General features: G+C 76.0%; 3 protein-coding genes. All 3 read right to left on the minus strand.

Annotated features, from left to right (window positions below):
- Positions 1-228: 228 nt before the first annotated feature.
- Positions 229-2067, minus strand: a complete 1839-nt coding sequence (locus tag ACFXPX_RS33015; RefSeq protein ID WP_380644302.1) for an ABC transporter family substrate-binding protein — start codon at positions 2065-2067, stop codon at positions 229-231.
- Positions 2068-2160: 93 nt separating this feature from the next.
- Positions 2161-4788, minus strand: a complete 2628-nt coding sequence (locus ACFXPX_RS33020) for a SpoIIE family protein phosphatase (RefSeq protein WP_380644303.1) — start codon at positions 4786-4788, stop codon at positions 2161-2163.
- A 238-nt stretch (positions 4789-5026) separates the two neighbouring features.
- Positions 5027-7706 (minus strand): SpoIIE family protein phosphatase (locus tag ACFXPX_RS33025; protein WP_380644304.1); only part of this gene is annotated, 2680 nt, incomplete at its 5' end.

Here is a 7706-nt window from a genome sequence, read left to right on the forward strand (position 1 = left end):
GGCGGCCCTTCGGCCGCGCCACCCGTTCCGCCTGCTACTACCGGTCCACCCGCCGGGCATCTGGACATGCCTCGGCTTTTCCCTATGGTACGGGGAACCGTCCAAGGCGGCAGAAACGAGCAGGTCGGGCGGGATCAAGATCACAGACGAGTCACGTCCCCGTCACCCCGCGGTCGCCTTCCGACACTCCCCCGTTCGCACTCCGGTGGCCCGGCCCGCCCGGCTCCGCTACCGGCTCCGGCCCACGTCCTGGAAGCGCGGCCAGCCGAAGCCGAAGGCCCCCGCCCCGGCCACGCCGGTCCGCACCCCCACCAGTTCCGGCCGCTGGTAGAGCGGGACGGAGTGCCCGAGCTGCCAGATCCGGACGTCCGCCTCCTGCAACAGGTCCAGCCGGGCCGCCGGGTCGAGTTCGGTGACCGCCCGGTCGAACAGCCGGTCGATCTCCTCGGTGCCGCTGCGGCCGTAGTTGCCGCCGGACTCGAGCGCGCCGTCGGCGTCCGGCCGGGGCTTGGCGTACGCGGCGCGCTGCTCCACGGCCGGGCTGGGGCCGACCGGCCAGGAGAACAGCGCGAGGTCGTAGTCGCCGTCGGCCAGCTGCTCCGGGACGAAGGTGTCGGCGGGCGCGGTCAGCGTCCTCACCCCGATGCCGTACCCGTCGAGGTCCGCGGTGAGCGCGTCGGCGGTGCGCCGGGCGGTCGCGGAGCCGGCCGGGACGAGCAGGGTGAGGACGAGCTCCTTGCCGTCCTTGGTCCGGGTGCTCCCGTTCAACAGCTTCCAGCCGGCCTCGTCCAGCAGCGTCGCGGCGTCGGCCGGTCCGATCGCGGCGCTGTCGTCCCGGTAGCCCTCCTGGTCGCCGGCGAGCAGGTGGCTGCCGAGCGGGGCGCCGGGCAGGCCGAGCGGGGTCAGCGCGGCCTCGGCGATCGACCGCCGGTCCACCGCCCGGGCCACCGCCCGCCGCAGGGCCGGGTCGCCGAGCGGGCCGCGGGTGGCGTTGAGGGTGAGCTGGGTGAGCGAGGGGGCGGCCGCCCGGTGCACGGTGACCCCGGGCAGCGACTCGGCCCGCCGCAGCGCCGACGCCGCCGCCTCGGGCACCGCTTCGGGCGCCGCCTCGGGCGGGGCGGCGGCCGCGGAGCCGCCCTTGGACGGGGCCGGGGAGGACGGTGCTGGCGACGGCGGTGCGGGCGACGGCGCGGGCGACGGCACCGCCCGGTCCACCGCGGCGGTGAGCGGGGCGACGTCCAGCCGGCCCTGGTCCAGCGCGTCCAGCCGCCGCTCGGGCGGCGTGGCCAGGAAGTCGATCCGGTCGGTCTTCGGCCGGTCCCCCCACCAGAGCGGGTTGCGCTCCACGGTGACCCGTCCGCCGTCCTCGTCGTACCGGGTGAGCGCGTACGGCCCGGCGCTCAGGTGGCCGGTGCCGGTCAGCGCCCGGTTGAAGGCGGCCGGCGTGGCCGTCTCGGCGGCCGGGTAGAGCGGCCCGAACAGGGCCCGCCACTCGGCGTACGGCCGCCGGAAGGTCACCTTGACCTCGTGCGGGTCGGCGCCCTCGGCGACCGAGTCGACGGCCTCGTACCCGGCCGCCGGCCCGCCCCGGTAGGCCGGGTCCAGGCCGGACAGGGCGGCCCGCTGGGCACCGAGGTCGGCGGCCGACAGCGGGGTGCCGTCGGTCCAGACGGCGTGCGGGTTGAGCCGGTAGGTGACCACCTGCGGCTGCTGCCCGGGCGGGGTGGACTCGGCGCCCACCAGGTAGTCCGGGTCCGGGACGAGCCGCCCGCGCTCGTCGGGCCGGAACAGCGAGGGGTACAGCGCGTGCGCGAGCAGCGCCGAGTCGGCGCCGGCCCCGCGCTGGTAGACGTTGAGCGTGGCCGGGACGCCGTCCAGCGCCCAGCTCAGCGTGCCGCCGTCCCGGACGGCGCCGCGCTCGGCGGCGCGGACGTCCCCGGTGGTGGCGGTGGGCTCGGCCCGGGCCGGTGCGGGCGAGGGGCCGCGGCCCCGGTCGTCGGAGCAGCCGCCGAGCCCGGCGGCGAGCAGCAGTGCGGCGGCTGCGGCGGTGAGCTGGCGGACGCGCATGGCGGCCATCGAACGCCGCCCGCCCCGCCCGGCCCGCGCCGACACGGCGGGCCGCCGGGCGACTGCACCCGTACGGCCCAGCCCCGCCGGGCGCTACAGCGCCAGCTCGAACCAGACGATCTTGCCCTTGGGCGTGCGCCGGCTGCCCCAGCGCTCGGCCAGCAGGCTGACCAGCTGCAGGCCGCGCCCGCCCTCGTCCGTCTCCTGGGCGCGCCGCTGCCGGGGCTGGGCGTAGCCGTCGTCCCAGACCTCGCAGACCATGCTGCGCTCGCGCAGCAGCCGCAGCCGGATCTCGCCCCGGCCGTGCTTGAGCGCGTTCGTCACCAGCTCGCTGACCAGCAGCTCGGTGGTGTCGACCAGCTCGTCCAGCCCCCGGGCGAGCAGCCAACTGCAGGCCAGTTCACGGGCCTTGGCGACGGAGGTCGGCTCGGGCGGCAGGAACCAGTTGCCGACCGCGTCCTCGGGGAAGGCGTGCACCTTGGCCATCAGCAGGGCGATGTCGTCCTCGCCGTGGTGCGGGTCGAGCTCGCCGAGGACGTGGTCGCAGAGGTCCTCCAGGCCCTTGCCGCGGTCGCTGAGCGCGGCCCGGAAGGCGCGCAGGCCCTCGTCCAGCTGGTGCTTGCGGCTCTCCACCAGGCCGTCGGTGTAGAGGCCGAGCAAGGCGCCGTCCGGGAGGGTCAGCTCGACCTCCTCGAAGGGCTCGCCGCCGACGCCGAGCGGCAGGCCGGGCGGCACGTCGAGCATCCGGGCGGGCTCGCCCGGGCTGAGCAGGACGGGCGGCAGGTGGCCGGCGTTGGCGAACACGCAGCGGCGGGTGACGGCGTCGTACACGGCGTACACGCAGGTGGCCAGGTAGACCTCGCGGGCCTCCTCGTCGGCCGTCGAGGTGAGCCGGCCGTACTGGGTGGGCGGCCCGGCCGGGACGGAGTCGTCGCCGAGGCCGCGGGCGATCTCGTCCAGCGCGCCGAGCACCTCGGCCGGGTCGAGGTCGAGCATGGCCAGGGTCCTTACCGCGGTGCGCAGTTGGCCCATCGCGACGGCGGCGCGCAGACCGCGGCCCATCACGTCGCCGATGACCAGGGCGGTGCGGTTGCCGGGCAGCGGGATGACGTCGAACCAGTCGCCGCCGACCTCGGTGTTGTTGTTGCTGGGCAGGTAGCGGCAGGCGATCTCCAGGCCGCTGGCGGCCGGGTTGCCCGGGGGCAGCAGGCTGCGCTGGAGGATCAGCGCCCGCTCGTGCTCGCGGCGGTAGAGCCGGGCGTTGTCGATGCAGACGGCGGCGCGGGCCACCAGCTCCTCGGCGATCGCCACGTCGCGGGCGTCGAAGGGCTCGCTGCCGATCGCCCGGGAGAGCTGGACGAGGCCCAGCACCTGGTCGCGGGCCACCAGCGGGACGATCAGGGTGGAGCGCAGCAGCGGGTCGCGGCCGGGCTCGGGGACGACGCTGCGGCCGGTGCGCAGCGCCCGGGCGTGCGGGGAGCGGCGCGGGTAGCAGAGGGTGCCGCCGGCTTCGGCGATCGGCAGGCCGGTGACCGAGCCGAGCACCGAGGAGGCGCCGCCGATGACGCTGGAGACGGCGACCCGGCGCAGTTCGCCGCTGCCGTCGGTGAGCACGGTGTCGCCGAGGCGCCCGGCGCTGGGGACGGTCTCGCCGGAGAGCAGCGCGGTGTACAGGTCGACGGTGGCGAGGTCGCAGAACGGCGGGACGACCACGTCCAGGAGCTCCTTGGCGGTGGTCTCCAGGTCGAGGGTGGAGCCGATGTGCGCGCTGGCCTCGTTGAGCAGGGCGAGGTTGCGGCGCACGCCGTCGGCCTCGCGCTCGGCGACGTGCCGGCTGGTGACGTCGGAGACCTGTCCGGCCACGCCCATCGGCTGCCCGGCCGAGCCGTTGAGCCGGTACAGCGAGACGGCCCAGAGCCGGTTGCCCTCGCGGGTCGGGACGGCGCTGTGGAAGCGCAGGTCGAAGACGGGCTCCCCGGTGGCGAGGACCTTGCGCAGGGCGGCACTGAGCCGGTCGGCCTCGGACGGCGGGAAGAGGTCGTGCGGGGTGAGGCCCTCCAGGTCGGTGGGGACGAGGCCCATTCCGGAGGCGAAGGCGTCGTTGACCCGCTGCAGCCGCAGCCGGTCGTCGAAGAGCACGAAGCCGGTGGGCGTCTGCCCGAAGACGGCTTCGGAGGCGGCGAGGTCGGTCTCGATCCGGCGCAGCCGGCCGAGGTCGACCGCCAGACAGGTGGCGCCCGCGGTGGGCAGGGCGCTGTCGGGCATCAGGTAGAGCTCGGCGAGTCCCTCGCCGCCGGCGGCGTCCCGGTAGGGGGTGGTGCCGACCCACTCCTCGCCGGCCAGGGTGCGCTCCAGCCGGGCGCGGCCGCGGCGCCAGAGTTCGCGGGGGACGAAGGTGCTGATCGGGTCGGCGCCCACGGCCTCGGCGGCGGGGACGCCGAAGAACTCGGCGGCGCGCTCGCTCCACTGGCTGATCCGGCCGTCGGGGCCGATCGCGAAGGTGGCGACCCGGATGTAGTCGTAGATCGAGCCCGGGTCCCCGGCGCCCCAGGGCCGGGATTCGGCGGCCGGGTGGGCCGCGGCGCGGCCGTCGCGGCCCGGGCCGGCGGCGGCGTGGGCCGGCGGCGGCGCCGGTACGGGCAGGTGCGGGGAACCGGCCTGCCCGGGCACAGCGGCATGACCGCTGCTGCTCGGCGCGTTCCGCGCCGGAGTGCTGTTCAACGGACCGACCCCTCCAACCCGCGACCGTCCGGATGTCGAGAAGACCGAGTATTCATCATCGAGGGGTGCGTTCACACGCCCTCAACATCACAACATCAGATCGGGCGAAGGTTTTTGTCCTACCGCCCGCGCAACCACAATGCCACGCCCGCGCCCCCTTCCGGAGCGCGCGCTCCCCCTGAGCGCCCGTTGGCATATGCAGCACGGTTCTCCCGACGGTCCGGACGCTCTACTCGCGTCACTCCTCGCCGGTGTCACTACCCGGCAGTGCCAGCTCGAACCAGACCACCTTGCCGATCCCCTCGGCCCGGGCACCCCAGTGCAGCGCGAGCCGGTGCACCAGCTCCAGGCCCCGGCCGCCCTCGTCGGCCTCGGCCGCGTGGCGTTCCCGGGGCGGGTCCGGCAGCGGGTCGGAGATCTCGACCAGCAGGGTCTCGCCGAGGGTGAGCCGGACCCCGATCGGGGCGCTGGCGTACCGGACGGCGTTCGTGACCAGCTCGCTGACCAGCAGCTCCGCGGTGTCGGTGAGGTCCTCGACGCCCCACTCGGCGAGCGCGGCGCGGACCAGCCGACGGGCCCGGGAGACGGCGGTCGGCTCGGCGGGCAGCGTCCAGCCGGCCGTCGGGGTACCGGCCTGGCCGTGCCCGAGCCGGGCCAGCAGCAGGGCGACGTCGTCCGGCTCGCGGCCCTGCTCCATGGTGTCCAGCACCGCCTCGCAGGCGGCCTGGATGGAGGCGTGCGGCTCCTGGAGCACGGTGACCAGCCGGCCCAGGCCGACGTCGAGGTCCTTGTCCCGGGACTCCACCAGGCCGTCGGTGCAGAGCGCGAGCAGGCTGCCCTCGGGGATCTTCAGTTCGACCGATTCGAACGGAACTCCGCCCACGCCGAGCGGGGCGCCGGAGGGCAGGTCGAGGATCCGCCCGGCCCCGCCGCGCAGCGGGCCACCGGTGCGGGTCGGCTCCACCGCCCCCTCGCCCGGCACCACCAGCACCGGCGGGATGTGCCCGGCCTTGGCCACCGTCAGCTTCGCCGTGCCCGGGTCGAAGACGGCGTAGACGCAGGTGGCGAGCAGCGCCTCGTCCGGGCCCTGGGCGAGGTCGTCGGCCAGCTCGTGGACGTGCCGCAGCAGGACGTCCGGCGGAAGGTCGAGGGCGGCCAGCACCCGGACGGCGGTGCGCAGCCGGCCCATCGTGGCGGCAGCCCGCAGGCCGTGGCCCATCACGTCGCCGACCACCAGCGCGGTCCGGTCGCCGGGCAGCGGGATGACGTCGAACCAGTCGCCGCCGACCTCGGTGCCGCTGCTGCCGGGCACGTACCGGTAGGCGACCTCGACGCCGGTGGGCTGGGGGACCTGCTGCGGGAGCAGGGTGCGCTGGAGGGTGAGCGCGGCGGTGCGCTCGCGGGCGTACAGCCGGGCGTTGTCCAGCGAGCTGCCGGCCCGGTCGGCGAGTTCGACGGTGAAGGCGAGGTCGTCCCGGTCGAAGCCCTCGCGGTAGCCGGCCCGGCTGACCAGCAGCAGGCCGATCACGATGCCGCGGGCGCGCAGCGGGACCACCAGCATCGAGTGCACGCCCAGGTCGTGGGCGGCCTGCATCTTGGGGTCGCCGGGGTAGGTGACGTCGTCCAGCTGGTCGGCGCCGGACAGCAGTTCGGGCACCCCGGTGCGCAGCACCCGGCCACAGGCGGAGTCCTCCGCGAAGGTGATCCGGGCGCCGCGCCGGAGCATCACCTCGACCTCGGGGCCGTCCTGGACCGAGGCGGTGCCGAGCTGGAGCAGCGAGGTGCGCCGGTCGTGGCCGTGCCGGGGCAGGTCGTCACCGTGCGCGACGGCCTGGAGCAGGATCACCGCGGAGTGGTCGGTCAGCCGGGGCACCACCGAGTTGGCCAGTTCCTGGGCGATCCGGGCGGCGTCGAGCAGGTCTCCGACCCGGGAGCCGAACTCGTTGAGCAGCGAGAGCCGCCGCCGGGCGTGTTCGACCTTGGCCACCGCTCGGTAACGCTCCGTCACGTCCATGACGGTGCCGGAGATGCCGAGCACCCGGCCGGCCCGGTCGGTCATCCGGCTGTAGGAGATCGAGCGGTAGCCGGCCCGGGTGGTGACCGGGGAGGCGAGGGTGACGTCGATGACCGGCTCGCCGGTGGCCAGCACCTGGCGCTGGATCGCGGTGATCTCGTCGGCGGCCCGCTCGGGCAGGGTCTCGCCGGTGGTGCGGCCGACGTGGTCCTCCAGGGCGACGCCGTTCATCTCGGCCAGGGTCTGGTTGACGGCGGTGTAGCGCAGGTCGGTGTCCAGGATGGCGATGCCCAGCGGGGACTGCTCGAACAGCGCGTCGCGCACCGCGAGGTCCCGCTCGACGGCCCGTACGGCCGCCGCCTCGGCCAGGTTGACCTGGAGGAACGGGGTGCCGTCGCCGTCCACCAGCAGGGAGATCCGGGCGTCCACGGCGACCGGCACGCCGTCCCGGTCGCGCAGTTCGGCGTTGCCCGCCCAGCGGCCGTGCCGCAGGGTGTCCTGGACCGCGGTCCGGATCCGGGCGACCTGCTCCTGGTCCGGGATCAGCTCGTCGATCCGGCGGCCGACCAGCAGCTCGCTCGGCCAGCCGAGCAGCTCCTCGGCGGCCGGGCTCCACAGCACCACCCGGCCCGCGGTGTCCAGGATCGCGATGGCGACCTTGAGCATGTCCAGCAGGCTGCCCCCGGGCGGCGCGGCCAGGCCCTGCCGGGCGTCCGCCGGGCCGCCGGGGTACGGCCGGCCGGGGCGGCCGCGCAGGGCGGGCCGGACGCCGGGCTCGGGGACGGCCAGGGTCGGCGCCGGCTGGACCGGCTGGGCACGGCCCGGGACGTCGGAGCCGCCGCGGCGGCGGCCGGACGACGGCGGCTGCGGGGCGGCCGCGGGGGCGGCGCGGCGCAGCCGGGCG

This window comes from Kitasatospora sp. NPDC059146 (assembly GCF_042786665.1).
Taxonomy (GTDB): Bacteria; Actinomycetota; Actinomycetes; order Streptomycetales; family Streptomycetaceae; genus Kitasatospora.

Bases quoted from the DNA above. Each gene is read 5' to 3' on its own strand.
- ACFXPX_RS33015 (WP_380644302.1), bottom strand. From the start codon at position 2,067: ATGCGCGTCCGCCAGCTCACCGCCGCAGCCGCCGCACTGCTGCTCGCC.